21 protein-coding genes, 2 tRNA genes and 1 pseudogene are annotated in these 26,782 nt (G+C 70.5%); 12 read left to right on the top strand and 12 right to left on the bottom strand.

Annotated elements, in window-relative coordinates:
* Window positions 1–297 precede the first annotated feature (297 nt).
* Entirely contained in the window at window positions 298–1,809 is a 1,512-nt protein-coding gene (locus tag O7595_RS16550) for a hypothetical protein (RefSeq protein ID WP_269729451.1), read from the top strand.
* 67 nt (window positions 1,810–1,876) lie between these two features.
* Here O7595_RS16550 and O7595_RS16545 read toward each other — a convergent pair whose 3' ends face one another.
* Window positions 1,877–3,415, bottom strand: a complete 1,539-nt coding sequence (locus O7595_RS16545) for a serine/threonine protein kinase (RefSeq protein WP_269729450.1) — start codon at window positions 3,413–3,415, stop codon at window positions 1,877–1,879.
* 85 nt (window positions 3,416–3,500) lie between these two features.
* Window positions 3,501–4,049 (bottom strand): helix-turn-helix domain-containing protein, encoded by a 549-nt coding sequence (locus tag O7595_RS16540; protein ID WP_269729449.1) that lies wholly within the window; start codon window positions 4,047–4,049, stop codon window positions 3,501–3,503.
* 141 nt (window positions 4,050–4,190) lie between these two features.
* Between O7595_RS16540 and O7595_RS16535 the strand changes: the two genes are divergently transcribed.
* Window positions 4,191–4,263: transfer RNA gene (locus tag O7595_RS16535), tRNA-Ala, on the top strand.
* A gap of 515 nt (window positions 4,264–4,778) precedes the next feature.
* Complete coding sequence (locus tag O7595_RS16530; RefSeq protein ID WP_269729448.1) at window positions 4,779–5,285, top strand: DUF6344 domain-containing protein; 507 nt, start codon at window positions 4,779–4,781, stop codon at window positions 5,283–5,285.
* Window positions 5,286–5,690: 405 nt separating this feature from the next.
* Here O7595_RS16530 and O7595_RS16525 read toward each other — a convergent pair whose 3' ends face one another.
* A complete protein-coding gene (locus O7595_RS16525; RefSeq protein WP_269729447.1) occupies window positions 5,691–6,383 on the bottom strand; it encodes a DUF5324 family protein in 693 nt (230 codons plus the stop codon).
* Window positions 6,384–6,590: 207 nt separating this feature from the next.
* On the opposite strand from O7595_RS16525, the gene O7595_RS16520 reads away from it, so the two are divergent.
* Both O7595_RS16520 and O7595_RS16515 read left to right on the top strand, forming a co-directional pair.
* Window positions 6,591–7,124, top strand: a complete 534-nt coding sequence (locus tag O7595_RS16520; RefSeq protein WP_269729446.1) for a peptidylprolyl isomerase — start codon at window positions 6,591–6,593, stop codon at window positions 7,122–7,124.
* A gap of 131 nt (window positions 7,125–7,255) precedes the next feature.
* The gene (locus O7595_RS16515) at window positions 7,256–8,155 is read left to right on the top strand and encodes a rhomboid family intramembrane serine protease (RefSeq protein ID WP_269729445.1); all 900 of its coding nucleotides are present in this window, start codon (window positions 7,256–7,258) and stop codon (window positions 8,153–8,155) included.
* Between the two features lie 284 nt (window positions 8,156–8,439).
* Here the strand turns inward: O7595_RS16515 and crgA are convergent, their stop codons facing one another.
* Entirely contained in the window at window positions 8,440–8,697 is a 258-nt protein-coding gene (crgA, locus tag O7595_RS16510) for a cell division protein CrgA (protein ID WP_138054182.1), read from the bottom strand.
* Between the two features lie 141 nt (window positions 8,698–8,838).
* Here crgA and O7595_RS16505 point away from each other — a divergent pair, with 141 nt between their 5' ends.
* From O7595_RS16505 to O7595_RS16480, 6 genes are read left to right on the top strand one after another with little or no spacing between them, the layout of a single operon-like run.
* Entirely contained in the window at window positions 8,839–9,606 is a 768-nt protein-coding gene (locus tag O7595_RS16505) for a DUF881 domain-containing protein (protein WP_269729444.1), read from the top strand.
* 18 nt (window positions 9,607–9,624) lie between these two features.
* Window positions 9,625–10,350 carry a class E sortase gene (locus O7595_RS16500; RefSeq protein WP_269729443.1) on the top strand — a complete coding sequence of 242 codons (726 nt, stop codon included), beginning with the start codon at window positions 9,625–9,627 and terminating at the stop codon, window positions 10,348–10,350.
* A gap of 56 nt (window positions 10,351–10,406) precedes the next feature.
* A complete protein-coding gene (locus tag O7595_RS16495; RefSeq protein ID WP_269729442.1) occupies window positions 10,407–10,568 on the top strand; it encodes a hypothetical protein in 162 nt (53 codons plus the stop codon).
* Window positions 10,565–11,203, top strand: a complete 639-nt coding sequence (locus O7595_RS16490; RefSeq protein WP_269729441.1) for an aminodeoxychorismate/anthranilate synthase component II — start codon at window positions 10,565–10,567, stop codon at window positions 11,201–11,203. Before O7595_RS16495 ends, O7595_RS16490 begins: the two co-directional genes overlap by 4 nt.
* Entirely contained in the window at window positions 11,200–12,381 is a 1,182-nt protein-coding gene (locus O7595_RS16485) for a class E sortase (protein WP_269729440.1), read from the top strand. Before O7595_RS16490 ends, O7595_RS16485 begins: the two co-directional genes overlap by 4 nt.
* A gap of 57 nt (window positions 12,382–12,438) precedes the next feature.
* Window positions 12,439–13,119 carry a class E sortase gene (locus tag O7595_RS16480; protein WP_269729439.1) on the top strand — a complete coding sequence of 227 codons (681 nt, stop codon included), beginning with the start codon at window positions 12,439–12,441 and terminating at the stop codon, window positions 13,117–13,119.
* A 653-nt stretch (window positions 13,120–13,772) separates the two neighbouring features.
* Here the strand turns inward: O7595_RS16480 and pknB are convergent.
* The 6 genes from pknB to O7595_RS16450 form a co-directional block, all read right to left on the bottom strand.
* On the bottom strand, window positions 13,773–15,767 hold the full coding sequence (pknB, locus tag O7595_RS16475; RefSeq protein WP_269729438.1) for a Stk1 family PASTA domain-containing Ser/Thr kinase: 1,995 nt from the start codon (window positions 15,765–15,767) through the stop codon (window positions 13,773–13,775).
* A gap of 181 nt (window positions 15,768–15,948) precedes the next feature.
* Entirely contained in the window at window positions 15,949–17,412 is a 1,464-nt protein-coding gene (locus O7595_RS16470; protein ID WP_269729437.1) for a peptidoglycan D,D-transpeptidase FtsI family protein, read from the bottom strand.
* Entirely contained in the window at window positions 17,409–18,836 is a 1,428-nt protein-coding gene (locus tag O7595_RS16465; protein ID WP_269729436.1) for an FtsW/RodA/SpoVE family cell cycle protein, read from the bottom strand. Before O7595_RS16465 ends, O7595_RS16470 begins: the two co-directional genes overlap by 4 nt.
* Window positions 18,837–18,863: 27 nt before the next feature.
* Window positions 18,864–20,363, bottom strand: coding sequence for a PP2C family protein-serine/threonine phosphatase (locus O7595_RS16460; protein WP_269729435.1), 1,500 nt, complete (start codon window positions 20,361–20,363; stop codon window positions 18,864–18,866).
* Between the two features lie 159 nt (window positions 20,364–20,522).
* Complete coding sequence (locus O7595_RS16455; protein ID WP_138054173.1) at window positions 20,523–21,035, bottom strand: FHA domain-containing protein FhaB/FipA; 513 nt, start codon at window positions 21,033–21,035, stop codon at window positions 20,523–20,525.
* Window positions 21,036–21,045: 10 nt separating this feature from the next.
* A complete protein-coding gene (locus O7595_RS16450) occupies window positions 21,046–21,906 on the bottom strand; it encodes an FhaA domain-containing protein (protein WP_269729434.1) in 861 nt (286 codons plus the stop codon).
* Between the two features lie 575 nt (window positions 21,907–22,481).
* On the opposite strand from O7595_RS16450, the gene O7595_RS16445 reads away from it, so the two are divergent.
* Window positions 22,482–22,568 (top strand) — tRNA-Leu (locus O7595_RS16445).
* A gap of 470 nt (window positions 22,569–23,038) precedes the next feature.
* On the opposite strand, the pseudogene O7595_RS16440 reads toward O7595_RS16445, so the two are convergent.
* A pseudogene (locus O7595_RS16440) lies at window positions 23,039–23,191 on the bottom strand (IS5/IS1182 family transposase); the annotation flags it as partial.
* A 90-nt stretch (window positions 23,192–23,281) separates the two neighbouring features.
* On the bottom strand, window positions 23,282–26,689 hold the full coding sequence (locus tag O7595_RS16435; protein WP_269729433.1) for a HelD family protein: 3,408 nt from the start codon (window positions 26,687–26,689) through the stop codon (window positions 23,282–23,284).
* Window positions 26,690–26,782: the final 93 nt, after the last annotated feature.

The raw sequence follows: 26,782 nt of genomic DNA, 5'->3' as shown, positions 1-26,782 counted from the left end.
GCCGCTGTAGCCCCGCGACCCCTCGGATTCGCTTGAGCAAATAGATTGCTTGCATGAGTGAAGTCGACCGTGCCCGGGCACCCTCCGCGGGGCGCGTGCGACAGGGGCGGCGATTCGGGACCGCGCGAAGACAGCGGCCCGGACGGCGGGGCAGGATGGACCGGCACCACGACCGCCCCGGCGGCGGGCGGTCCCGCCCGGTGGATCGCGACCACGATCCATGAGCGCCGTCACGGGCCTTACGGGCACGCCGGCGTCCCCGGGGCGACGACGGAGACGACAAGGGGAAGCGCGGAGATGAGGCAGCGCAGCAGGGGCAGGGTGGCGCCGGTCGTGACGGCGGCGGTGTGCGCGGCGGCGGCAGTGGTCACCGTCCCGGCTCGGGCGGCCGACCGGCCGGACCCGTATGTCTTCGGTACGGGCGCGCAGCGGATCGAGGGCGCGGAGAGCAGCTCCGACGCCGAGGAGCTGAAGGCCGGTACGACCTACCGCTCCTCGATCGGGCCGGGCGGGAAGCTCAATTTCCGCGTCGATCTGGACGCCGAGCGGAACGCGTACGTCTCGGTCGTGGCCGTCCCCGGCCCTGGGACCGGGCTCGCGTACAACTCCGGCATCGAGGTCACCCTCCAGAACGGCCAGGGTGCCGACTGCAGCAGCGCCGACGACAAGGTGGGGCCGGGGAGGTTCGCCAGACCGCTCGCCGCCACCGCGCACCGCACGATCGGGAACGGCCGTTCGACCTGCCAGGAGGGCGGCGCCTACAACGTGGTCGTGGAGAGGACCGGAGACGCGGACTCCGCGTCCGCCGGCGCCTCCGTCCCCGGCGACTGGGAGTTGGAGATCCGCCATGTCACCGAGCCCGGGCTGAAGCAGCAGGGGCCCACCGAGGCCCCCACCGATTGGCCCTCCGCCTCACCCGGACTGCCCGGGGGCGGGACGAGGGAGGCCGTCGGCGGAACGGGGTTCAACGACGCGGCCGAGATCGCCGAGGGCGAGTGGAGCGGCCGCTTGGATGCGGGGCGCACCTACTTCTACCGGGTCAAGCTCGACTGGGGGCAGCGGATCTTCGGTACCGCCTCCCTGGGGAGCACCAACACCAAGGGCTCCGTCTTCGTCAGCGAGGCCCTGACCATGCGGCTGTACAACCCCGTGCGCGGTCTGGTCGAGGACGCCGGTACGAGGTCGTACGACGGCCGGCAGAAGCAGGCCGTACTGGACCCGCTGCCGGAGGTCGCCTACGAGAACCGGTTCGGCAACGGCGACCACGTGGAAGGCATGCGGCTCAAGGGCGACTACTACCTTGCCGTCAGCCTGAATCCCCAACTGGAGCAGAAGTTCGGCAAGAAGCAGTTCGGCGTGACGCTCCGGGTCAATGTCGAGGGCGAGGCCAAGGCCGCGCCGCCGTACGCGGAGCCGGTCGGCGACCTCGGCGTCTCCGAGGGCGAGAAGGCCGAGAAGAGCGACGCGATGCGGCTGGTCGGCGTGGCCGGAGTGGGCACGGGGACGGTGCTGGTCCTGGGCCTGGGCGCCTGGACGCTGCTGGCGCGGCGGCGCGCCGCCGCACCGCCGCAGGGCGGGCCGTCCGCCGGTGCCGGACAGGGGCCCGGCACACCACGGGTCCCGGCGGGCACCCCGCTCCGCACGCCCGGTCCCCCGGTCGGCCCCGGCGGGACGCAGACTCCGGGCACCGATTCTCCGTACGGACACGGTCACGGGTACGGGCCCGCCGCCGGATCCGGTCGTCCGGGGGGTACGGGGCAGGCCGACGGTACGGCACGGACGGACTACGGCCCGCCTCCCGCCTGGTGAGCCCGCCCTCCGCTCGGTGAACCCGCCTGCCGCGCGGCGACCGCACTCCACGTGCCCGCGGGAATTCTCAGGCCTGGGCGAGGGCCCAGATCCCCACCGCGAAACAGATCAGCGCGACGAGCAGCACGGGGACCGCCACCTTCGGGGGCGGTCCCGGTCGTTTCCGTGCCGTGGGCAGAGGCACGGACGAGGGGGCACGGGGCGGCGCGTACGGCACCGGATGCGCCTGACCCGGCACCTGGGGCCCGTGGCCGGTGTACCGGCGGGTGAGGGGCTGTTCGTGCGGAACCGCAGCGGTCGGCGCCTGGGCGAAGTCCTGTGCCGGCGGTTGATGCCACTGCGGGAAGCCGGCATGGGTGGGTACCGGTGCGGGGGTTCCGGGCGGCGCGGAGGCGGACGGCGGATCCCCGGCGGGGGACGGCGCCGGCCGATTGGGCGGCGGGGGCAGATGGAAGGAGCCGGTCTCCGACGGCGTCGGCAGGGGAGCCCCCTGCGAGCCGTGGGAGCCGAGCCCGTCCTGGAGCGCCTGTCCGGTCTGCTGGGGCGTGGGCCGGGGCTGCGGCTCCGGATCCGGCCGGGGTGGGCGCGACCGGGAGTCCGCGTCGTCGCCCAGTGCGGCTTCCTGCGCCTGCCCGGTGCTGTCCGTACGCCCGTTGCGGCTCGTGTGGCCGCCCGTCGGTTCCCCGGTCGGCGCGGCGTCGGTCCGCGGCCCGCCCGGTCCGCTTCCCGCTGGGCCGTCGGGGCCGAAGCCCGAGGGCAGCGGACCCAGTTGGTCGAAGACCTCGACCGGCTCGTCGTCGATGGCGGGTTCCGGCAGCAGCTCGACGGCCGAGGTGAGGGCCTTCCGCGCGCCGGTCGCCGTACGGAAGCGGGCGTGTGGATCGGGCTGGAGCAGGCCGGCCAGGACCTGCCACAAGGGTTCCGGAATCCCTTGCGGGGCGCCCGGGGTGCCGTGCGCGGCGAAGTGCTCGACCAGGGCCCGGGAATCGGGCTTCTGGCCCTGGAGCAGATACAGGGCCACGAGCCCCACGGCGAACAGGTCGGCGGGGAAGTCCGGCTCCGCGCCCAGCATCTGCTCGGGTGCGAAGTAACCGGGCGTCCCCAGCACGTAGTTCGTCTCGGTCAGCCGCGGTTCGCCCTTCCGCATCGAGATGCCGAAATCGGACAGCCGCAGATGCGGCCGCCCGGTGCCGGTGGCCTCCAGCAGGATGTTCGCGGGCTTGATGTCGCGGTGCACGACCCCCTCGGCGTGCACCGCGGCGAGCCCCGACAGCAGCTGGTCGAGCAGGGTGCAGACGAACCGCGGCGGCAGCGGGCCGTAGTCGCCGATGACGTGCGCCAGCGACCCGCCGCTCACCAGGTCCATGGTGAACAGCACCTTGTCGTCGTCCGCGGCCCAGCTGGCCGGGGCGAGGACGTGCGGGTGATCGATGCGGAGGGCCTGCTCGCGGACGAAGCGCAGCAGCGAGTGGGCGTCGCTCTGCTGCAGGACCTTGGCGGCCACGTAGCGCCGCCGCCGATGGTCCCAGGCGCGCCACACGGCGCCGACCCCACCGCGTCCGATCGGGTCGATCAGCTCGTACCGACCAGCGAAGACCTCACCCATGCGCTGCGCCCGCTCCCGGTTCCCTGTTCCGGCGTCCTGCTTCGTCCGGTGTGCTTCCCGCCCCGCCGCCCGCGTCCCGCCTCGATCAGCTCTGGTGCGACTCGTAGTGGGCGACCGCCTCCGCGGTGCGCCCGGCGCCGTACACCCGGAGGAACTCTGCCAGTTCCGGATGGGTGAGGGCGAGCGAGTCGGCCGCGTCGATGATGTCGCCCGCCGCCGCCACCGAACGGAGCAGCGACTGGATCTCCCGCACGACCCGGCGCACGGTCGGAGCTCCCGAACTCGTCGTGGACTGCCCCGTGCCGGTGAGCACGGAGCCACCCTGGGACTTCTTGATCTCGTCCATGCGATCCGTGGCCTCGGCCGCGCTGACGCTGCCGTCGGCGACCTGCCCGGCCAGCTCCTGCAGGGCCTGGACGCGCTGGACGACCGCCGGGTTGCCGATCTTGGCGCGCTGGCCGCTCATCAGCTGGGAGAGCATCGGAGCCGACAGCCCGAGCACCGCGGCAAGACGGGCCTGGTTGAGGCCCAGATCGTCGATGAGCCGGCGGAAGAGCGCCCCCAGCGGCTCCCCGTACCAGCTGCGCTGGAGCTCTCTCGCTCTCGCGGTCGCTTCCTGCTGTGCTGCATCCATGTTGCGTCTCCCCATCGCTTCCCCTGGCGTGGCTTCGCTGGTGCGAACCCGACGAGCATCCTACGGAGAGTGGTCGAATACCGGGAGCCCTAATCCTTTTGGAAGATCCCGGGGGTTACCCGGTACTCTGGTCTCCGTTCCGGGGCCTTAGCTCAGTTGGTAGAGCGCTGTCTTTGCATGGCAGATGTCAGGGGTTCGACTCCCCTAGGCTCCACCCGGTGAATGCCCTCTGACCTGCGAGAACGCAGGTCAGAGGGCATTTTGCATGAGGAGAGCCCCCCGGGGACGGAGCGGGAGCGGCCGGAGCGTCCCCCGTCGCCCCGGCGGGCGTGCACCTCCCGGCCCGCTCGTCCAGCCGGGCACGGGGACGCCCCGTGCGCTGTCCGCCGCGGGGAATGCCCCGTGCCCGGGGCCACCACCCGGCCGGGCGGCGGCCTCCCGCGCGCCCCGCTCCGATGCCCGTCCGGAGCAGCGGGCGGTATCCGTTCCGGGTTGCGGGATGCGTGGCGCCGCGTTAGGCATCGCCCAGGCGCCGGCACGGGCTGTTTCCGCAGGCCGGGAGGGGGTGGGCTGCTCTGTTCCGTCCTGACGGCGGCTCAGGGCCGGTAGGCCGCGCGGGTGGTGTTCATCGGAAGATCCGCCGACCCGGCGCCGAGGTCCCACGATTTTCGAGGTGCGTCCACATCATGAGGAACGTATGTAAAACGCCCAATCCGAAAGCGAGGAGCCATGGCCGCCGTCAAGGTCACCTCTTTGTGGACCGCCTTCGTCTCCCTGATCGTCACCCTGCTCACCTCCCTCGGCTTCGCCCCCTCCGCCAGGGCCGCCGAGCAGTCGGCCGGCCCCCGTCAGCCTGAGGGCCCGGCGGAGCAGAAGCCCACCGTCCCCGGCGCGCGGAGCGCGGGCAGCAGAGCGGGTGCCCACGAGCATCCCGTCGGCGCGCGGAGCGCGGGGAAGAGAGCGGGTGCGCACGAGCGTCCCGCCGGGGCGCGCACCCTTCCCGCGGCCGCGGGGGCGTACGGGACCACGGCCGTACACGGCTTCTGGTACGAGGTGGTGCGCCAGAGGACCCCTCGCGACCGCGCTCTGCCGCCGACCATCAAGCAGCGGATCCGCGCCGAGGCCCACGGCGCCTCGCCCGCCGTCCGGAAGGTGCCCACCCTGAACGACGCGGCCGAAGCGCGGCGGGAGTCCTCGCACTTCGAGGACGAGGCGCGCGTTCCGGCGGCGGCATGAGGCGCCGGGAAGCCCTCTGCCTGCCCGAAGCCGATCGTCCGGTACCACACGTCGTCAGCGATAGTCGTGTGCGGCCAGGACGGTGGGAGGCGGCCGGAACCACTGCCGCCCGGGCCGATCGGTGGAGGCAGGCCGGCACTGCCGGGACGGGTCAGGCGGGCACTGTCGGGGCCGGCGAGGTCGATGGGTGTGGGCCACGGCCCTCCGAGGCCGGCCGGTGCGGATCCTCCCGCGATCCCCGGCGGGAATCGCCCGGCCAGGACGGGCGACGGTCCTCAGGGCCGACGCCACGACGGTCCGCCGAAGCCGTGCGGCAGAGTTCCGGCGGGACCACCACCAGCGGTCCGCAGGACCAGCCGGTGACAGTCCTGCCAGGAGTACGCCGGTGACGGATGTCCCGGAAGGTCAGCGACGGTCCTCCCGGTCCGACTCCGCCTCGTTCTCCGCCTGCTTGGCCTGAACCTCCGGGTCCAGCACCGACTGATCGCTCCCGTCGACCGACGACGGCGAACGGTCCGGGACCTCGGTCGCGGCGGGAGGCTCCACCAGCCAGTCCGGATTCGCCTGCTTGTCCCACCACTTCCACACGGCGAACAGCCCCGCGGCGACGGCGCCGACCACCAGCGCGCCCTTCGCGGCGCGACCGCACTTCGCACGCCGCTCGTTCTTCCTCGCGAGCTTCTTGATGTCCTCGGCCGTGACCGAACCGCGCAGCGCGGCCAGTGCGGCGGCGGACCGGGTGACGGCCTCCTGCCCCACGGGCTGGGCCACCGCGACGGCGTGCTCGAGGCGCGGAGTCGTGTAGTCCGCCGCTTGGCGTGCGGCATTCCGGGTCATGACGGCGGCCCGGTGAGCCGCGTCGTCCACCTGCGGCGGAACGTGCGGTGCGACATGGGACTTGTACTGGACGCGGGCCTGATGACGCGCCTGGCGAGCGGCCTTCTTCACCTTGGGCTCGAGGGCGACACGAGCCTGGTGGGCGTAGACCGCGGCCTGGTCCTTGGCCGTGCCGGCGTATGGCGCCACCGCTTCCGCGGCGTGCAGCACGCTCTCCTTGGCCGTGTCCGTCGCGGCGCGCACGCTGTCCATGCGGGTCACGGGATCCTCCTCCTCGGTGGCGTTCGCGGGCGTCTGGGGCGTTTGTCGACCCAGCAAAGGCACCATCCGCCTTTCCACCCTTTTCGAAATCATGCCCGCTGGGGGACGGCACGGCATGCGGGACGGGCATCCGGGTCATTTTCCGCGTCCACGGCTCCTCCGTGGGAGGATCTGAGGACGTCAGAGAAGACTTACGGAAGGCAGATCGTGGCCGAGCAGCTCCACGCCACCCTGAAGACCAACCACGGCGACATCGACATCCGGCTTCTGCCGAACCACGCGCCGAAGACGGTGAAGAACTTCGTCGAGCTCGCCACGGGTGAGCGGGAGTGGACCAATCCGGCGACCGGGAAGAAGTCGACGGACAGGCTGTACGACGGCACGGTCTTCCACCGGGTGATCAGTGGCTTCATGATCCAGGGCGGCGACCCGCTGGGCAACGGCACCGGCGGCCCGGGCTACGAGTTCGCCGACGAGTTCCACCCCGACCTGGCCTTCGACCGGCCCTACCTGCTGGCCATGGCCAATGCCGGCCCGGGCACCAACGGCTCGCAGTTCTTCATCACCGTGGCCCCGACCGCCTGGCTGACCCGCAAGCACACGATCTTCGGCGAGGTCACGGACGAGGCCAGCCGGAAGGTCGTGGACGCCATCGCGGGTGCTCCGACCAACCCGCGCACCGACCGCCCGATGAACGACGTGGTGATCGAATCCGTCGTGATCGAGACCCGCCAGGGCTGACCCCAGGAGGCCGCGGCGGGAATCGTCTGCGGAGGCCGGGTTCCGTACGGGAACCTTTGCGCCCCGCTCGTCCGTAAGACGAGCGGGGCGAAGCATTGCGCGGGAGCCCGCGCGGAAGACGAGGGGACCTCATGGATCAGGCGCCAGGAAGCCCGGACCGGCCCCGGGCCGCGCACGGACTGCCCAGCTGCTACCGGCACCCGGGCCGGGAGACCGGTATCAGCTGCACCCGATGCGAGCGGCCGATCTGCCCCGACTGCATGGTCAGCGCATCGGTCGGCTTCCAGTGCCCGGAGTGCGTGCGTACGGGTTCGGGCACCGGGTACGCCCCGTCCGCGAGCCGTCCCCGCACGATCGCGGGGGCCGAGCTCACCTCGGGCGACCCCCGGCTCGTCACCAAGATCCTTCTGGGCGTCAACGCCGCGGTGTTCCTGGCGGTGCTCGCCGACCGAACCATCGCGGACCGGCTCGATCTGATCGGGCTGGCGTTCAACCCGCGGATCCAGGAGGTCGTGGGAGTCGCCGACGGCGAGTGGTACCGCCTGGTGACCTCGATGTTCCTGCACCAGGAGATCTGGCACATCGCCTTCAACATGCTGGGGCTCTGGTGGCTGGGCGGACCACTGGAGGCGGCGCTCGGCCGGGTGCGCTATCTCGCGCTGTACCTGCTCTCCGGAGTGGCGGGAAGCGCGCTGGTCTATCTGCTGGAGGAGCCGAACCGGGGTGCGCTCGGCGCCTCCGGGGCGATCTGGGGTCTGCTCGGGGCCACGGCCGTTCTGCTGCGCCGGCTCGACTACGACCTGCGTCCGGTGATCGCGCTCCTGGCGCTGAACCTGCTCATCACCTTCACCATGCCCGGCATCTCCTGGGAGGCCCACGTCGGCGGCCTGGTCGGCGGCACGGTGATCGCGTTCGGTATGGTGCACGCCCCTCGTGAGCGGAGGGGCCTGGTGCAGGTCGGTGTCTGCGCCCTCGTCCTGGTCGCCTCGGTCCTGTCCATCGTGCTCAGGACCCAGTCGCTGCTCACCTGAGCGTGAGCTTTCCCCAAAGTTGTCCACAGCGTGTGGCGGATCTTGTGCGCCTTGTGGGGAACAACTGTGCCCCCTGTCCCTGACCTGGGTTTTCCCAGGAGGGACAAGGGGCGCACAGGGTGGGGGATCGTCGCTGGATCGGCCCCAGTGGTCACATCGGCGTCAACAACCGGAGAGTTATCCACAGATCGTCAGACCTTTTCCTCATCTGTGGACGACGCTGTGGATAATTTAGGGGCAGAGCGTGACAGCGGCCGGTCCGCCCGCTGCCCCGTCGGTCGCCGCTACTTCCACTGGGTGGAGACCGCGAAGCCGCCCGCGATGAAGCCGAAGCCGACCACGATGTTCCAGTTGCCGAGGGTCTTCACGGGCAACGAGCCGTCGGTGACGTAGAAGACGACGATCCACGCCAGCCCGATCAGGAACAGCGCCAGCATCACGGGGGCCACCCAGCTGCGGTTGGTCAGCTTGATGCTGGTCGCCTGCTTGGAGGACGGCGGAGGCGTGAAGTCGGCCTTCTTGCGGATACGTGACTTCGGCACGAGGGACTCTCCTGTCGATGCGCTGCGTGACCGCGCAGGGGAAACTGTGGCTGGCGCCGGCGGGGGGATGAGGGGGACCTGGTCCTCCCCCGGGCGTCCGTTAGCGTAGTCCTTCCGCAGCGCCTGAAGGGTAAGGGTACGTTGAGCAATTCTGCCGACTCCCCCGGTGGGCCGGTCCGTCGCTCCTCGTGGCGGCCGGTCCGGCTGCTGACCGCTGCCGTTTTCGCGCTCGCCGGACTGATCTTCGTCACCAGCTTCAACACGGCCAAGGGCACCAACCTCCGGACCGACGACTCACTGCTGAAGCTCTCCGACCTGATCCAGCAGCGCAGCCACGAGAACGCCGAACTCGACGAGTCCACGTCGACGGTCCGCGAGGACGTCGACGCCCTCGCCCGGCGTGACGACGGCTCCACCGCGGCCGAGGACGAGAAGCTCCGGGCGCTGGAGACAGCCGCGGGGACCGAGGAACTCAGCGGCCGGGCGGTCTCCGTCACCCTCAATGATGCTCCCCCGAACGCCCAGGCGGCACCCGGTTACCCGGAACCGCAGGCCAACGACCTCGTCATCCACCAGCAGGACCTGCAGGCCGTGGTCAACGCCCTCTGGCAGGGCGGCGCCCGCGGCATCCAGGTCATGGACCAGCGGCTGATCTCCACCAGCGCCGTGCGCTGTGTGGGCAACACGCTGATCCTGCAGGGCAGGGTCTACTCGCCGCCGTACAAGGTCACCGCCGTGGGCGACCCGGACCGGCTCAAGCGGGCGCTGACCGCCTCCCCGGCGATCCAGAACTACCAGCTCTACGTGAAGGCGTACGGGCTGGGCTGGAAAGTCGACGAGCGCGAGGCGGTGACTCTCCCCGGCTACTCGGGCACAGTGGATCTCCACTACGCGAAGCCCGTGCAGTAGTCCCGGGGAGGGCGGCCCGTGTCGGTGCGACTGATCGTCCGGACGTTCAGTGAGATATGCATCACCACCGGCGCAGTGATCGTGCTGTTCGTGGCGTACGTGCTGTTCTGGACCGGTGTGAAGGCCGACGGCGCGACCGCCGAGGAGATCGTCCGGCTCCACGAGGAATGGGCGAGGCGAGCACCGGCGCCGTCCGCGGCACCGGAGGCGAGCGGACCCGCCGTGTCCCCGCCGCCCGCCGCGGATCCCGCTCCGCCGGAGGCGAGGCCGTACGAGCCCGGCAGGCCCTTCGCGGTGATGTACGTGCCGCGCTTCGGCGCCGGCTGGGACCGGCCGGTACTGGAGGGCACCGAGGCGGAGACCCTGAAGAAGGGGCTCGGGCACTACGCGGGCAGCGCCCGGCTCGGCGCGACGGGGAACTTCTCGGTGGCCGGCCACCGCCGTACCTACGGGGACCCGTTCAAGGACTTCCCGCGGCTGCGTCCGGGCGACGCGGTCGTCCTCAACGACGGGACGACATGGTTCACCTACCGCATACGGAACAAGCCGTACCGCACCGTGCCCGGCGACGTGGGAGTCGTCGACGCCGTTCCGGTGAAGTCCGGATTCGACGGACCGGGCCGCTACCTCACCCTCACCACCTGCGATCCCGAGTGGGGCAGCAGCCACCGACTGGTGGTGTGGGCGCACCTCGACGCCACGCGGCCTGTGACCCACGGCAAACCGGAAGCTCTCCACAGCTGACCCACAGGCCCCCCGCGCCCTTTAATCTGGTCCCGTACCGAAAGGAAAGGGACGGCATGTACGGCTGGATCTGGCGGCATCTGCCGGGCAACGCGTGGGTACGGGCGTTCATCTCGCTCGTGCTGGTCCTCGCGGTCGTGTACGCGCTCTTCCAGTACGTGTTCCCCTGGGCGGAGCCTCTGCTTCCGTTCAACGACGTGACGGTGGACGGCCAGTGAGCGCGCGGATTCTCGTCGTCGACAACTACGACAGCTTCGTCTTCAACCTCGTCCAGTACCTGTACCAGTTGGGCGCCGAGTGCGAGGTCGTGCGCAACGACCAGGTGTCCACCGCGCATGCGCAGGACGGTTTCGACGGGGTGCTGCTGTCCCCCGGGCCGGGTGCGCCCGAACAGGCCGGTGTGTGCATCGAGATGGTCCGCCACTGCGCCGCCACCGACGTCCCCGTCTTCGGCGTCTGCCTCGGCATGCAGTCGATGGCCGTGGCCTACGGCGGGGTGGTCGACCGGGCGCCCGAACTGCTCCACGGCAAGACCTCGCTCGTACGGCACGAGGGCAAGGGCGTGTTCACCGGGCTGCCCTCTCCCTTCACGGCGACGCGCTACCACTCGCTGGCGGCGGAGCCGGAGACCGTACCGGACGAGCTCGAGGTCACGGCCCGCACGGAGGACGGAATCATCATGGGCCTGCGCCACAGGCAGAAGCGGGTCGAGGGTGTGCAGTTCCACCCCGAGTCGGTGCTCACGGAGCACGGCCATCTGATGCTGGCCAACTGGCTGGTGGAATGCGGTGACACGGGGGCCGTGGGCCGGTCGGCCGGGCTCGCGCCGGTGGTGGGCAAGGCCCTGGCGTGAACGGCGAGGGGGGACCGCCGTGGTACCGCGCTCCGGATGTTCCCGGACAGCGCGGGCCTCGGCAGTCCACGCCGCAGGAGTGGCCCGACCACGGCCAGTACCCCGCGGCGGCGTACCAGGAGGACTGGTACGGACAGCAGGCGTATCCCCAGGTCCAGGAGGAGAACCGGCTCCAGGAGCAGTCCCGTGCCCGGGGCGGGACCGGCTCCGTGACGGGGTCGGGGTACCCGCCGCCGTCGGGGACGGGAGCCGACCGTCCGACCGCGGCCGTTCCGTCGCCGTTCTTCCCGCCCGAGGACGAGACCGCGGCGCTCCGGGTGCCCGGCACGGGCCCTTCGGAGCCCGAGCGGCCCACCGGAGGCCGCGCCGAGCGCCGCAAGGCGGCCAAGGCACGGGGACGGGGCCGCAGACGCCGGGCACCGACCGCCCCGCCCGTGACGCCGAAACCCTCGGAGACCGGGGCCCCGCTCTCCCGCGTGGAGGCTCGACGGGCGGCCCGGGCGGCCAAGGACAGCCCGGCCGTGATCGCCAGCCGTGCCTTCGGCGAGCTGTTCATCACCATCGGCGTCCTGATGCTGCTGTTCGTCACGTACCAGCTGTGGTGGACCAACATCCTGGCCGGCCAGCAGGCCAACGCCGCGGCGAGCAAGATCCAGGACGATTGGGCGAAGGGCCGGGCCCCGGGCGCGTTCGAACCGGGCCAGGGATTCGCCATCATGCACATCCCCAAGCTCGACGTCGTCGTGCCGATCGCCGAGGGCATCGACAAGCACCGGGTGCTGGACCGGGGCATGGTCGGCCACTACGCCGAGGGCGGGCTCAAGACGGCGATGCCCGAGGACAAGCAGGGCAACTTCGCGGTCGCGGGCCACCGCAACACCCACGGCGAGCCTTTCCGGTACATCAACCGGCTCGCACAGGGCGACCCGATCGTCGTCGAGACGCAGGACACTTACTACACGTACGAGATGCACAGCATCCTGCCGCAGACCTCGCCCTCCAACGTCGGGGTGATCGCCCCCGTGCCGGTCGGCTCCGGTTTCACCGGGCCCGGCCGGTACATCACGCTCACGACCTGCACGCCCGAGTTCACGAGTACGTACCGCATGATCGTGTGGGGCAAGATGGTCGACGAACGCCCGCGCAGCAAGGGCAAGCCGGACGCGCTCGTCGGCTGACGGACGGGCGTGGCTCCGGGCGAGAGAACCACAGGGACTGGGACAGGGACAGGTGCAGTGGCACGTGCGCGCAGCCGGATCGCCGGCGTCATCAGTGTCTTCGGCGAGCTGCTGATCACCGCGGGGCTGGTGCTGGCCCTCTTCGTCGTCTACTCGCTGTGGTGGACGAACGTCATCGCCGACCGCGAGGCCGCGGAGCAGGGCGAGCGCGTCCGCGACCGCTGGGCCGGGGGTCCCGGTGCGCTCGACACCAAGGACGGCATCGGCTTCCTCCATGTGCCCGCCATGAACAACGGCGAGGTCCTGGTCAAGAAGGGCACCGATCCCAAGACCCTGAACAACGGGGTGGCGGGCTACTACGTCGACCCCATCGAGTCGGCTCTGCCGGCCGACAAGCAGGGCAACTTCACCCTCGCCGCCCACCGGGACGGCCACGGCGCCAAGTTCCACAACATCCACAAGGTCAAGACGGGCGACTCGATCGTCTTCGAGACCGTGGACACCTGGTACATCTACAAGGTCTTCAAGGACCTCAAGGAGACGTCCAAGTACAACGTGGACGTGCTCCAGCCCGTGCCGAAGGAGTCGGGCCGGACGAAGCCGGGCCGCTACATCACGCTGACGACCTGCACGCCGATCTACACCTCGGACTACCGCTACATCGTGTGGGGCGAACTCGAGCGCACGGAGAAGGTCGACCGGGACCGCACACCGCCGGCGGAGCTGCGGCAGTCATGAGCGAGGCCGCTGCGAGCGCGGCGCGGCGAATCCGCCCGCGCCGTGACCCGCGCTCCGCGCCCCAGGGCCGGACCGGGTGGCCGGGGGAGATCGTGACCTCGCCCACGTGCGCCGCGTCACCGTACGCCATGGGGGCCCGGAGCAGGCCCCGGCGCGTGATACCGCGTGCCGCTGCCGGGGGAGACCGCGATCGGGTGCCCGAGGGGCGCGGCGAGCGCGGCAGGGGCTCGCACGCGCGAGCCTGAGGACCGCCGTTCGGACAGGGGAAGGCCCCGGCACCCATCCTTGGCCGTGTGCTCGTTCACACCGACCTGCCCGGCCGCCACCCGGCGTGGGACACCCTCGGTCCGAAGTCGCTCGTCATCGTCCCGCCGAGGATGCCGGTGCGGCAGGCGCACCGAACTCCGTCCGGCCTTCCGGGCCCAGCCGAAGGCAGTGTTCCGGTTCACCCCCTGCTCCCGCGCCACCACGGTCACGTTCCCCACGACATCCAGCCGTGCAAAGAAACGCTCCCGCAACCCGGCAAGATCATCACACTCAACGCCCACGGTCCTCGCAACTCCCACAGATCATGGATGTTGCGAGGACCGTGAGAACCCAAGATCAGGTGCCGGGGCCTCTTCCCGTGTCCCGCGCGTGCGGTGGCCGGGTGGTCAGTCGTCGCGTCCGCCGATGAATCCGCCGCCGTTGTTGCCCCCGCCGTTGCCGTCACCACCGGGGAGCGTGAACAGCACCACCTGGGTCTGAGCGGGGTCACCCTGGGTTCCCGGCTGCGGGGTCTGCTGGATCACCCGGGCGTTGTCGTTCTGGTCGCCCTGCACCTGGATGTTGTTGAATCCGGCCTGCTGCAGCAGGGCCCTGGCCTCGCCCAGAGTGCGGTTCCGCACCTCAGGCACCTGGCTCTGCGGTGTCTGCGGGCCCTTGGAGACCTGGAGGGTGATCGTGACGCCCTTGGCCTCCTTGGAACCCGCCGCCGGGCTCTGGGCGGTGACCTGGCCTGCGGCCTCGTCGGAGTCCACGTCCTGCCGTACCACCGTGTAGCCCAGGAGCGTCAGCTGCTGGTTGGCCTGGTCGAAGGGCTTGCCCACCACGTCCGGCACCGTCCTGGTGGCCTGCTTGGCGATCTTCAGGGTGACGGTCTCACCCTTCTCCACCCGGGTGCCGCCCTCGGGGTCCTGCTCGACGACCGTGCCGGCCTCCTGGTCGGACTCGACCGACTCGGTCTCGACCTCGAAGCCCTTGTCCTTCAGCTCCTTGGTGGCGTCCTCTTCGGAGTCCTTCGTGACGTCCGGTACCTTGACGAGCGGGGCGCCCTCGGAGACGACCACCTGGACGGTGTCGCCCTGGTTCATCTGACCGCTGGCCGGGGTCTGGCTGCAGATACTGTCCTTGGGCTGGTCGCAGCGATCGGTGCCGGACCGGACGACCTCGACCTTGGCGTTCTCGCCGAGTTGCTTGGCCTCCTCGAACGGCTTGCCGACCAGCTGCGGCACGTCGACCTTGCCGCCGCCCTCGGTCTGACTGAAAACCGCCTTGCCGATCAGGATCGCGCCGACGAGCACGAGGATGCCGGCGACGACGAGCAGGATCGTGGAGGTGTTCGACTTCTTCTGGCGGCGGCGGTCCGGGCGGTCGTCGTACCCGCCGAATCCGCCGTCGTCCGGGTTCATGGGCGGCAGCATCGACGTCTGGCCGCCCGGGTCCGCCTGGCGCAGCGCCGTCGTCGGCTGCTCGCCGCCGCGGCCCTGCTGGGCGCCGTACGCGCCGCCGTAGCCGACGGCGCCCATCGCCGCGGTCGCCGCGACCGGCTGGCCGTCGAGGCACGCCTCGATGTCGGCCCGCATCTCGTCGGCGGACTGGTAGCGGTAGTCCGGGTCCTTGACCAGCGCCTTCAGGACGATCGCGTCCATCTCGGGCGTGATCTCGGGGTCGAAGACGCTCGGTGCCTGCGGCTCCTCCCGAACGTGCTGGTACGCGACCGCCACCGGGGAGTCCCCGACGAACGGCGGCCGGACCGTCAGCAGCTCGTAGAGCAGACAGCCGGTGGAGTACAGGTCGGACCGGGCGTCGACCTGCTCCCCCTTGGCCTGTTCCGGGGAGAGGTACTGGGCGGTGCCGATCACGGCCGCGGTCTGGGTCATGGTCATGCCCGAGTCGCCCATGGCGCGCGCGATGCCGAAGTCCATCACCTTGACCTGGCCGGTGCGCGTCAGCATGACGTTCGCCGGCTTGATGTCGCGGTGCACGATGCCGTTGCGGTGCGAGTACTCGAGGGCCTGGAGGATGCCGATGGTCATCTCGAGCGTGCGCTCGGGCAGCAGCTTGCGCCCGGAGTGCAGCAGCTCTCTGAGCGTGGAGCCGTCCACGTACTCCATCACGATGTACGGGATGGAGACGCCGTCCACGTAGTCCTCGCCGGTGTCGTACACGGCGACGATCGCGGGATGATTCAGCGAGGCGGCCGACTGGGCCTCACGGCGGAACCGGGCCTGGAAGGACGGGTCACGGGCGAGATCGGCCCGCAGCGTCTTCACGGCAACGGTGCGACCGAGCCGGGTGTCGTGGGCGAGGTAGACCTCGGCCATGCCACCACGGCCGAGCACCGAGCCCAGCTCGTACCGGCCGCCGAGGCGACGCGGCTCTTCCATAACTGTTCCAGCCCTCTCCGTCAGTCCCGACCGCACCCGTGTGTGTGCTCCGGCGGTGTGCTGTTCGCGCATACGCTACCGGCCACGGGGCTCCTCATCCGCCCATGGCCGGGACCTGATACGCGACCGGTATCGCATTGTGCGGGTATGAGGCGGGAAGAGGCCAGGACAGTGACATCCGTCACTCCTTGCCGTCGAGCACCGCCTTCATCACGTCGCGCGCGATCGGAGCGGCGAGTCCGCCACCGCTGATGTCGTCGCGCGCGGTGCCGCTGGAGTCCTCCACGACCACGGCGACCGCGACCGGCGAACCGTTGTCGGTCTTGGCGTACGAGATGAACCACGCGTACGGGCGCTTGCTGTTGCCGACACCGTGCTGGGCGGTACCGGTCTTGCCGCCGACGGTGACGCCGTTGATCTGCGCCTTGGTGCCGGTGCCCTTCTCGACGACGTTCTCCATCATCTGCTGGAGGAGCTGCGCGTTCTCCTGCGAGACCGGCCGGCTCATCTCCTCCGGCTCGAAGGTCTGGATCACGTCCAGGTTGGGCGCCCGCAGCTGGTCGATCATGTACGGCTTCATCAGCTTGCCGTCGTTGGCGATCGCCGCGGTGACCATGGCCATCTGCAGCGGCGTCGCGGCGGTGTCGAACTGGCCGATCGAGGAGAGCGCGTTGCCGCCGCGGTCCATGGTCTTGTTGTAGACGGACGCGGAGGCCCGGACCGGGGTGTCGATCTCGGCGTTGTTGAAGCCGAACTTCTGGGCCATCTCCACCATCTTGTCCCGGGACACCTTGTCACCGAGGTTGGCGAAGACGGAGTTGCAGGACACCTCCATGGCCGCGTTCAGGCTCGCCTTCTCACAGCCGCCGTGCGAGTTCTTCATCGGCGTCCGCGAGAGCGGGATCAGGTAGGGCTCGGGGGTGTCCGTCGGCGCGTCGATGTCCTCGACCACGCCGTTCTCGAGCGCGGCGGCCGCGGTGACGACCTTGAACGTGGATCCGGGCGGGTAGGTCTCGCGCAGTGCGCGGTTCACCATCGGCTTGTCTTTGTCGTTGAGCAGCTTCTGGCGGTTCTCGGAGTCCTTGATCGAGTTGCCCGCGAAGACCGACGGGTCGTACGACGGGGTCGAGGCCAGCGCCAGGATCCTGCCGGACTGCGGGTCGATCGCCGCGACGGCGCCCTTCTTGTCGCCGAGTCCCTTGAACGCGGCCTCCTGGGCCCTGCCGCTCAGGGTGGTGACGACGTCGCCGCCCTTCTTCTTCTCGCCCGTGAACATCGCCATCGTGCGGTCGAAGAACAGCCGGTCGTCGTTGCCGGTCAGTATCCCGTCCTCGAGCTTCTCGATCTGGTTGGCGTCGAACGCCTGCGAGGCGAAACCGGTGACGGGTGCCCACATGCGGCCGTTGGTGTACGTGCGCTTGTACTTGAAGTCGCTGCCCTTCGTCTCGACCGAGCCGGTGATCGGCTTGCCGTCGACGATGATGTTGCCGCGCTCGTGGGCGTAACGCTCGATCTGCACCCGGCGGTTGAGCTTGTGCGTGTTGAGCTCGTCCGCGCGGACGTACTGGAGCCAGTTGTCCCGGATGAGCAGGGCGAGGACCAGGAGGCCGCAGAAGATCGCGATGCGGCGCAGGGGCTTGTTCACGGTCGGACCACCTGGGTCATCTCGGCATCGGGGGACGGGGCGGGAGCCGGCGCCGGACGGCGCGCGGTGTCGCTGATACGGATGAGGATGCCGATCAGGGCCCAGTTGGCGATGACGGAGGAGCCACCGGCCGCGAGGAACGGCATGGTCATACCGGTCAGCGGGATGAGTCCCATCACACCGCCGGCCACGACGAAGACCTGGAGGGCGAAGGCGCCGGAGAGACCGACGGCGAACAGCTTGCCGAACGGGTCCCGGGCGGCCAGGGCCGTGCGGATGCCGCGCTCGATGATCAGGCCGTACAGCAGCAGGAACGCCATGACGCCGGTCAGGCCGAGCTCCTCGCCGACGGTGGCGAAGATGAAGTCCGAGTTCGCGGCGAAGCTGATGAGGTCGGAGTTGCCCTGGCCGAGGCCGGTGCCGAGGGTGCCGCCGGCGCCGAACGACATCAGGACCTGGGTCATCTGGTCACAGGCGTTGATCATGTTGGAGCCCTCGGGCGCGGTCTCCAGGCACCCGAAGGGGTCGAGCCAGGCCGCGACGCGGGACTGGACGTGACTCGCGAACTGCGCGACGACCACGGCGCCGCCCGCCGACATCAGCAGGCCCATGACGATCCAGCTCGTCCGCTCGGTGGCCACGTACAGCATGACCACGAACATGCCGAAGAACAGCAGCGAGGTGCCGAGGTCGTTCTCGAAGACCAGGATGAGCAGGCTCATCGCCCAGATCGTGAGGATCGGGCCGAGGTCGCGGCCGCGCGGCAGGTACAGGCCCATGAACCGGCGGCTGGCCAGGGCGAGCGCGTCCCGTTTCACCATCAGATAGCCCGAGAAGAAGACCGCGATGACGATCTTCGCGAACTCGCCGGGCTGGATGGAGAACCCGCCCACCCGGATCCAGATCTTCGCGCCGAAGACATCGGCACCGAGCCCCGGCACGATCGGCAGGATCAGCAGGACCAGCGCCGCCGCCATCGAGATGTACGTGAAGCGCTGGAGGACGCGGTGGTCCTTCAGGATCATCAGCACGCCGACGAACAGCGCGATGCCGAGCGCCGAGTACATCAGCTGGTTCGTCGCCTGCGGGGCGAAGTCGGGGCGTGCGTTCAGCCGCGGCGACTGGTCCAGCCGCCAGATCAGCACCAGCCCGAGCCCGTTGAGCAGTGTCGCCAGGGGCAGCAGCAGCGGGTCCGCGTACCTGGCGAACTTCCGTACGACGATATGGGCGACGGAGGCCATCAGTCCGAGGCCGAGCCCGTAGCCGAGCATGCCGGACGGCACCTCGCCGTTGAGCGCGAGGCCCACGTTGAGATACGCGAACACCGGGATGGCGACGGCGAACGCGAGCAGCACGAGCTCGGTGTTGCGGCGGCTCGGTGCGTCGATCGCGCCGATGGTGGTCGTGTTGGTGACAACGCTCATGGTGGAGAAAGGCCCCCCTACGGGTGCTTACTGCTTGCCGCAGTTCGAGGCCAGCTTCTGCTCCTCCTCCGAGAGGGTGGGGCCCGGAGAGGGAGACGCTGCGGTCGGCTTGGTCTGGGCGGACTGGGTCGAGGGCTTCGTGCCGGTCGTACCGCCGGCCTGGCCCTCACCCGGCGGCGTGCCCGCGGCCCGGTCCGCGGCGGCCCGGCGCTGCTCGTCCTTCTTGCAGACGGCGGCCTGCGCGCCGAGCTCCTGGATCTTGTCGCGGGCATCGCCGAGGCTGCCCTCGGTGATGGTCGCCTTGACCTGCTTCTGCTGGTAGGGCGGCAGGTACTTGAGTTCGATCTCGGGGTGGTCCTTCTCGACCTTCGAGAGCGAGAGCCAGGCCAGGTCCTGGCTGATGCCCCGGTACAGCGCGACGTGGTCCTCGTTCGCGCCGACGTAGTACTGGGTCTGCGTCCAGCGGTAACCGCCGTAGAGACCGCCGCCCACGACTCCCAGCGCGAGCGCGATGAAGAAGGATCTCTTCAGCCACTTCCGGCCGCGGCGCGGCTTGACGAAGTCCTCGTCCGTGTACGCGCCGTAGCTGCCCTCCGGCGGCATCCCGCCGTAACCGACGTCGTCGCCGCTCCCGGGCGGACCGAAGTTGCCGCCCTGCGGCGGCGCGGCGGGCCGGCCCAGGCCGGACGCGCGGCCGGCGGGGGTCTGCATCGCCCCGCCGTCACCCAGCTGCGCCTGGTTCTCGGCCACGGCGCCGACGACGACCGGGGTGTCGCTCAGCGCGCCGGCGAGGGTGTCTCCGGAGTCCGTGTCGAGCACGTCCGCGACGATGCAGGTGATGTTGTCGGGGCCGCCGCCGCGCAGGGCGAGCTGGATCAGCTCCTGCACGGTCTCCTGCGGGCCCTGGTAGCTGGCGAGGGCGTCCTCCAGCGTCTGGTGGGACACGACGCCGGACAGTCCGTCGGAGCAGATCAGATAACGGTCGCCGGCCCTCACCTCGCGGATGGAGAGATCGGGCTCGACGTGGTCGCCACTGCCCAGTGCGCGCATCAGCAGGGCGCGCTGCGGATGGGTGGTGGCCTCCTCCTCGGTGATCCGGCCCTCGTCGACGAGCCGCTGCACCCAGGTGTGGTCCTGCGTGATCTGGGTCAGCACCCCGTCGCGGAGCAGGTACGCGCGGGAGTCGCCGACGTGCACGAGGCCGAGCCGCTGTCCGGTCCACAGCAGCGCGGTCAGCGTGGTGCCCATGCCCTCGAGCTGGGGGTCCTCCTCGACCATCAGGCGCAGCTGCTCGTTGGCCCGCTGCACGGCGGTACCGAGCGAGGTGAGGATGTCCGAGCCCGGGATGTCGTCGTCGAGCTGGACGAGCGTGGAGATGACCTCCGACGAGGCGACCTCGCCGGCCGCCTGGCCGCCCATGCCGTCGGCGATCGCGAGAAGACGGGGACCGGCGTAGCCGGAGTCCTCGTTGCCCTCCCGGATCATGCCCTTGTGCGATCCGGCGGCGAAGCGCAGTGACAGACTCATGCGCACCTGCCCTGTCGACGCTGCCTCGGGGTACAGCCGGTCTCGAGCCACACTGCCCACCCTCCGGTCGGGAGCCTGCCCCGGTCCGTCGCCGGGACCGCTGCGGGGTCCTCCGTGCGGACCGCCGCGGCTCGCTCGCTCCGCTCGCTCATTGTCGTACTACTTCCGCAGCTCGATGACGGTCTTGCCGATGCGGATCGGCGCGCCCGGCGGAATCGGTGTCGGGGTGGTGAGCCGGGTCCGGTCGAGATACGTGCCGTTGGTGGACCCGAGGTCCTCGACGATCCACTGGCCGTCACGGTCCGGGTAGATCCTGGCATGCCGACTGGAGGCGTAGTCGTCGTCCAGCACGATGGTGGAATCGTGCGCACGGCCCAGCGTGATCGTCTGACCCTGCAGCGCGACCGTGGTGCCGGTGAGGGAGCCTTCGGTGACGACCAGCTTGGTGGGCGCCCCCCGGCGCTGGCGCGTCGCCTGCTGGCGCTGCTGAGGAGGCGCGGCCGCCTGGCGCGCGGCCTGCTGCGGCCGAGCGTCGGCGTTGCGGCGCGAGCCGCGCTGCGTGACGCGGGTGCCGAACAGGTCGCTACGGATGACCTGGACGGCCACGATGACGAACAGCCACAGAACGGCCAGGAAACCCAGCCGCATGACCGTCAGGGTCAGCTCTGACATTGCCCCCGCTTCACCCTTCGGCTTGCCGGTAAACGATGGTGGTGCTGCCCACGACGATCCGCGAGCCGTCGCGGAGCGTAGCGCGGGTGGTGTGCTGCCCGTCCACCACGATGCCGTTGGTGGACCCGAGATCCTGGATCGTCGAGGGCGTTCCGGTCCGGATCTCGCAGTGCCGGCGGGAGACGCCGGGGTCGTCGATCCGCACGTCGGCGTCGGTGCTGCGGCCCAGCACCATCGTCGGGCGGGAGATCTGGTGGCGTGTGCCGTTGATCTCGATCCAGCGGCGCACCTGGGCGCCCGGCATCGGACCGGATGCCGTCGGACGCCCGCCGTGGGCTGCTCCCGGGCCGGGCCTGCCTCCGCCGGGCGGCGGGGCGGACGGCATGGGAGGCGCACCGACAGGAGGGTAGCCGTACCCGCCGCGCTGGGGCCCCTGCGGGGCACCCGCGTGACCCGCTTCCGGGCCGGCGGGGGCGCGGTCGGGCGACTGTGACGTGCTCGACGCGAGAGTGCGGCTTCGCACCCGGTACAGACCGGTGTCGAGGTCGTCGGCCTTCTCCAGATGGACCTTGATCGGGCCCATGAAGGTGTAGCGCTGCTGCTTGGCGTAGTCCCGGACCAGGCCGGAGAGCTCGTCGCCGAGCTGGCCGGAGTAGGGGCTGAGTCGCTCGTAGTCGGGCGCGCTCAGCTCCACGATGAAGTCGTTGGGGACGACCGTGCGGTCCCGGTTCCAGATGGTCGCGTTGTTGTCGCACTCGCGCTGGAGGGCGCCCGCGATCTCGACCGGCTGGACCTCGGACTTGAAGACCTTGGCGAAGGTGCCGTTGACCAGGCCTTCGAGCCGCTGCTCGAAACGCTTCAGAACTCCCATGGGGCACCTCCTCCGTCGGTGTCGTCCTGGTACTGCTTACTGATCGTATCCACGCGTCGGGAAATCGGCTGGTTCCCCTTGTCTGCCCCGTCGATGAGTGTCACCTCTCACACGGATCGTAGAGGCGGCCTCCTGACAGTGTCCCGCACCCGGGGTGCACCCCGGGGGAGCGGGGGGAGGTGCACCCGGGAGGAGTGCCGGCGGCCGCGCTGCGTTCCTTCGTCTGTCCCTCTCCGGTTGTCCGTGTCGTCGTCCTCCAGCCCTGCCTCTTCTCCTCCGCGGGTTCCGTTTCCGTGGCCGGTGCCCGCCGGGTGGTGGTGCGGTGGGCTGCCGCCTTCGCTCCTTCAACGTCGCGGGGGTCCGTGAGGGTGCCCGTCCCGCGGCCGATGCGGTGCCCGGAACCGGCACCGGAAGCGGTACGAGGCGTGCCCCGGCAGGCCTCTGCTGTCTTCCTCCGCCGTCGGGAGCCGCCCGAAACAACGGATGTGAATCCACCCTCCTCAGCGTGCTAATCTTCTGCATGTCGCCAGGCGCTCGCACCGAACAGGTGAGGGGGCAGGGGGCAACACCCAAATGCGCGGGTGGCGGAATAGGCAGACGCGCTGGATTCAGGTTCCAGTGCCCGCAAGGGCGTGGGGGTTCAACTCCCCCCTCGCGCACCATGAAAACCGATGAAACGGGTTCTCACCAGAGACGAAAGTCCTGGTGGGGGCCCGTTTCTCGTTGTCCGGCGGGGTTCGGTCGGTGTATGGATCCTGTGTGCGACACCACTGTGGGCGATTTTACGTGAAAGAGCCCACACCGTGGCTCTTGTCACGATGTGGCCCTGATCTTCTGTTGATCTTCAGCTGGCGCGGCTCGCGCCGGTCGCCAGCCGGTCGGTGCGAGGTGGCCGGTGGGGGTCCACGTGCCCAGTGGCTGGTCCTGCGCCCGGGCGAGGGTGATGCTGCGCCGGCGGCAGGCCTTGAGGGGGCCTGCGGGGCTCGGCCAGGGGCCCACCAAGGGCGGGTGGACACCGCGACCGAGGCTGCGCGGCTTGAGGGGAGCACTGGGCCTTCGCGGCCGCTGCCGGGCACATCACGCGCTGGTGGCCGTCGTCGTCCTCGAGTTCCTTGGGCATGAGGCGGTACGCCTTGCGGGCTTCGATGCGGTGGGCGATCCCGCGCTGCCGTAACCATCGCCGCAGGTGGTCCCAGTCGTATCCCTTGTCGGCGTGGCGCTTGCCCGGCTTGCGCCGTCGTCGGCCGCGGCGAGAGCGGATCGACGGTTTACCTTTCACCAGCGGATTGGTCAGACCGCGGGCCTTCGACAACCGCGCCGAGCTCCTGAAAGTGAGCCCGGACGCGTATCGCGTCCGGGCCGATTCACTTCGGCATCACGCCCCGGAGGAGCCCAACGCGGTTTCCGAGTCCTGGCCGCTCCATCCGTTGGGGCTGCGCCACAGGACCTGGACGTTGAACACGTCGCGGACGGTATCGGCCGACCATGCCTCGGCGGGTGCTTCGCAGAGAACCAGGTAAAGGCGGTCGGCCGGTGCCGGCAGGGTGTGGTTGATCTCGAGGAGGCGGGTCGCTCCGGAGCGGAGGTCCTGGTAGGTGGAGCGGCCGGCGCCCAGGACTTCGTAAACGAACAGGCCTCGGTCCGTGACGCAGCTGACGTCGATGACCGGTGAGTCGGACGGCTGGATGTCCGCCCACAGCAGTGCCGACTTCAGGGCGTGGCGCACGGCCTCGTGCTTCTTGCACGTGCGGTCGACGGCCGCGGAGGCCTCCAACTCGCGCAGGAAGTCGTCTTTCGTCGCTGTTGACGGTGCGGCGGGAGATTCGTCGACGGTGGTCACGGACTCGGGTTCCTCCCGCTCGGGCTGATGCGTGGGTGCGTTCTGCTGGTCCGGTTCTGCGGCCTCGGCCAGCCGGGTGCGGATCGTCTCGCGTGCCTCGAGTAGCGCGTCGGCCCAACCCGAGTCGGCGAGTTGGTCCTGGAGGCCGCGAACGTCCAGTGCGTGGTCCTTGAGTACGCGGTTGGTGCTCGCCGCGAGGTCGCGCAGCACGCCCAGGCGGTGTCTGTCCGGGGAACCGAGAACGCGTCGTACGTCCACCCAGTCCGCCTGGTCGCGGCGGAGGACGCGGTTGGCCATGCCCTGGAGTTCGGAGAGTCGGCTGCGTGCGTCCTGCGGCACGTCTCCCCCTCCGGCCACCAGGTCGTCGAGTACGCCGAGTGCCGCCGCATAGCGTTCCGCCATCGTGGGCGAGATCGGCCGGCGGCCGCGCTGATCGGCGGTGAGCACGCTGTGGTTGGTCTCGTTGCCGAAGACCCAGCAGTCCAGTTCCGTACCCGGGCGCGGCGGAGTGGAGCCGTGTCGGACGGTCAGGACCAGCGGGCGGTCGGTGGTGGGGGAAAGTGCCTCGACCCGGTAGCGGCCGCCCGGTGCGGGGCCGATGACGCGCACGCGGATGTCCGTCCCGATGTCCGGTACGTCGCCGGAGGCCGCGTCGGATTCCGTCCGGGCAGGGAACTGCTCGTCGCTGTCGGGGTTGTTCGTGAGGGTCTCCGGGATCGGTGAGGTGTGCAGCATGGTCAGGCTCTGGGTGCTGCGGGTGAGGGCGATGTAGAGCTGGCGCAGCCCGGCCGCACCGCGGTCGGCGATCGTGGCGGGTTCGACGACCAGGACGTGGTCGTACTCCATGCCCTTGGCCTGGGCTGCGGCGAGTACGGACACCGCTTCTCGGCGCGGCCCGGTGATGCCGGCGCTCTGGTCGAGGTGACGGGTGATCTCGTCGAGCCAGCCGGAGTCGTCGGGGACGATCACGGCGATGGATCGCAGGGTGGTGCCGTCGCTGGTGCCCACCAGGCGGGTCACTTGGGCGACGGTGTCCTCGAGGAGCTTCCACGGCTCGGTCGCCACGGTTCGTACGGCGTCCTCACCCACCTCGCGCACGGCTCGGGGGTACGGCAGCGCCGGGGCGATCGCACGGGCCAGTGGCGCGACGAATTCCATGATCTCCGCCGGCACGCGGTAACTGGTGCTCAGTTCGGCGACGCGCCAGTCGCCGTGGTCGGACAGGAGCGTGCCGAGACGGTCCCAGCTGGTGTGGGTGTGGGGGCCGGTGGCCTGGGCGAGGTCTCCGAGCACCGTCATGGAACCGCCCACCGCGCAGCGGCGGCGCAGCGCGCGGGCCTGCATGGGGGTGAGGTCCTGTGCCTCGTCGACGACGATGTGCCCGTAGCGGCCGGGGGTCTCCCCGGCGATGAGGTATCCGAGTTCCTCGAGGCAGACGTGGTCGTCGAGGGTCCAGGCGTCGGCGTCGGCGGTGACGGCCCGGGGCCGGTGCAGGGCGGCTTGCTCGTCGTCGTCCAGAACGCCTTCGGCGCAGGCTCGGAGGAGTTCGGGCGAGTCGTAGAGGCTGCGCAGGGCTTCCCTGGCACCCGGCGACGGCCAGACCCGTTCGACGAGCCGCTCGACCCGGCGGTTGCGTTCCAGGTCGCGGCGGATCGTACCGCCCTGTCCGCGGCGCGGGGCGATGGCGGCGAGCTCCTGGAGGAGGAGGTCGACGAACAGATTGCGGAAGCGTTCACGGCGCTGCCGGTACGGTCCGTCGCCGTTTCGGGCCTCGTCGAGGAGGGCGGCCACCTTGGACCGGGGGACGCGCAGGGTCGTGCTTCCGGCGGTGACGACGACGGCGGGCTCGTCACCCTCGAAGGACGGCGCGGTGGTGAGTTCGTCGAGGACCTCGGGGCGGCAGTCGCGCTCGACCCGGCGCCGCAGGACGGCCGCCATGCGCTCGTCGGACTTCACCAGCCGCGCCTGCGGGGTGTCGGTGCCGAGCACCTCTCCGTCCCAAAGACGGCTCAGTTGGACGGCGTTGACGTCCCGTGTGCCGAGGGCGGGCAGGACCCGGCTCACATAGTCGAGGAACCGCTGGTGGGGGCCGATGACGAGGACGTCCTGCGCCTTGAAGTGCTCGTTGTTGACGAGCCAGGTCACACGGTGCAGACCGACGGCGGACTTGCCCGTGCCCGGGCCGCCTTGCACCACGAGGATGTCGGACGGAGAGCCGGCGACCAGGTCCATCTGGTCGCGGCGGATGGTCTCGACGATGTCCCGCATCCGGCCGCTGCGCGATCGCTGCAGCTCGCGCAGCAGGAAGTCGTCCGGCTGGAGCGGCTTGCGGCGCTGGATGCGGGCGACGTCGCCGGGCGTTGGAGACGGCAGCCGGTCCTCGCCCTGCCGGGTGGCCGGTTCGGGCCGGGTCTCGGAGAGGTCCTCGGGCGGAGCTGCCGTCCGTGGGTCGTCCTCGGACCGCGGCCTCGGAAGGGCCGCCATGGGCGCGGGTGACGGCGACGCCGGGGCGATCTCGTCGAAGTAGTCTTCGACGACGCGCTGCACGCACTGCAACCGGCGCCGCAGAACCACGTCCCCCGGCGCCTCCGGGAGCGCCTCGGACCACTTCCTGGCGAGGTCGCTGCTCCACAGCAGGACCACCGGGTCGTTCTGCGAGTCACGCACGCCCCGCCGGCCGATGTACCAGGGGCGAGGCTCCCCTCCGGGCTCCTCCGGCGCGTCGACCCGGGAGAAGACCAGGGCCTCGTCGCCGAGCCCGCCGTACGCCGCGGCCCGTGCCTCCGCGTCCTTCCGATTGGCTATGCCGTCCTTGCCGCTCGCCGACGCCGTGGCGGCCGAGGTCCCGCTCATCTCGGCCAGCCGCGCGGTGTAGCAGTCGTACGCGTGGTCCACCGCATTCTGCTCGCCGGCGAGGACCTCTTCGCGCGTGGTGGTGCTCATCTGCATCCCTCCCTGCGGCGTCCTGGGACACCGCTACGGGCAATGCGCCCGTACCCCGTCCAAACAACTATCAGAGACCGACCGGTAACGAAC

Origin of the sequence: Streptomyces sp. WMMC940, assembly GCF_027460265.1 — a bacterium.
Lineage (GTDB): Bacteria > Actinomycetota > Actinomycetes > Streptomycetales > Streptomycetaceae > Streptomyces.
Note: the sequence above shows the minus strand (reverse complement) of the source record. Positions and strands in the feature narration are given on the sequence as shown.

Bases quoted from the DNA above. Each gene is read 5' to 3' on its own strand.
- O7595_RS16550 (WP_269729451.1), top strand. From the start codon at position 298: ATGAGGCAGCGCAGCAGGGGCAGGGTGGCGCCGGTCGTGACGGCGGCG.
- O7595_RS16545 (WP_269729450.1), bottom strand. From the start codon at position 3,415: ATGGGTGAGGTCTTCGCTGGTCGGTACGAGCTGATCGACCCGATCGGA.
- O7595_RS16540 (WP_269729449.1), bottom strand. From the start codon at position 4,049: ATGGATGCAGCACAGCAGGAAGCGACCGCGAGAGCGAGAGAGCTCCAG.
- O7595_RS16530 (WP_269729448.1), top strand. From the start codon at position 4,779: ATGGCCGCCGTCAAGGTCACCTCTTTGTGGACCGCCTTCGTCTCCCTG.
- O7595_RS16515 (WP_269729445.1), top strand. From the start codon at position 7,256: ATGGATCAGGCGCCAGGAAGCCCGGACCGGCCCCGGGCCGCGCACGGA.
- O7595_RS16495 (WP_269729442.1), top strand. From the start codon at position 10,407: ATGTACGGCTGGATCTGGCGGCATCTGCCGGGCAACGCGTGGGTACGG.
- pknB (WP_269729438.1), bottom strand. From the start codon at position 15,767: ATGGAAGAGCCGCGTCGCCTCGGCGGCCGGTACGAGCTGGGCTCGGTG.
- O7595_RS16465 (WP_269729436.1), bottom strand. From the start codon at position 18,836: ATGAGCGTTGTCACCAACACGACCACCATCGGCGCGATCGACGCACCG.
- O7595_RS16460 (WP_269729435.1), bottom strand. From the start codon at position 20,363: ATGAGTCTGTCACTGCGCTTCGCCGCCGGATCGCACAAGGGCATGATC.
- O7595_RS16455 (WP_138054173.1), bottom strand. From the start codon at position 21,035: ATGTCAGAGCTGACCCTGACGGTCATGCGGCTGGGTTTCCTGGCCGTT.
- O7595_RS16450 (WP_269729434.1), bottom strand. From the start codon at position 21,906: ATGGGAGTTCTGAAGCGTTTCGAGCAGCGGCTCGAAGGCCTGGTCAAC.
- O7595_RS16435 (WP_269729433.1), bottom strand. From the start codon at position 26,689: ATGAGCACCACCACGCGCGAAGAGGTCCTCGCCGGCGAGCAGAATGCG.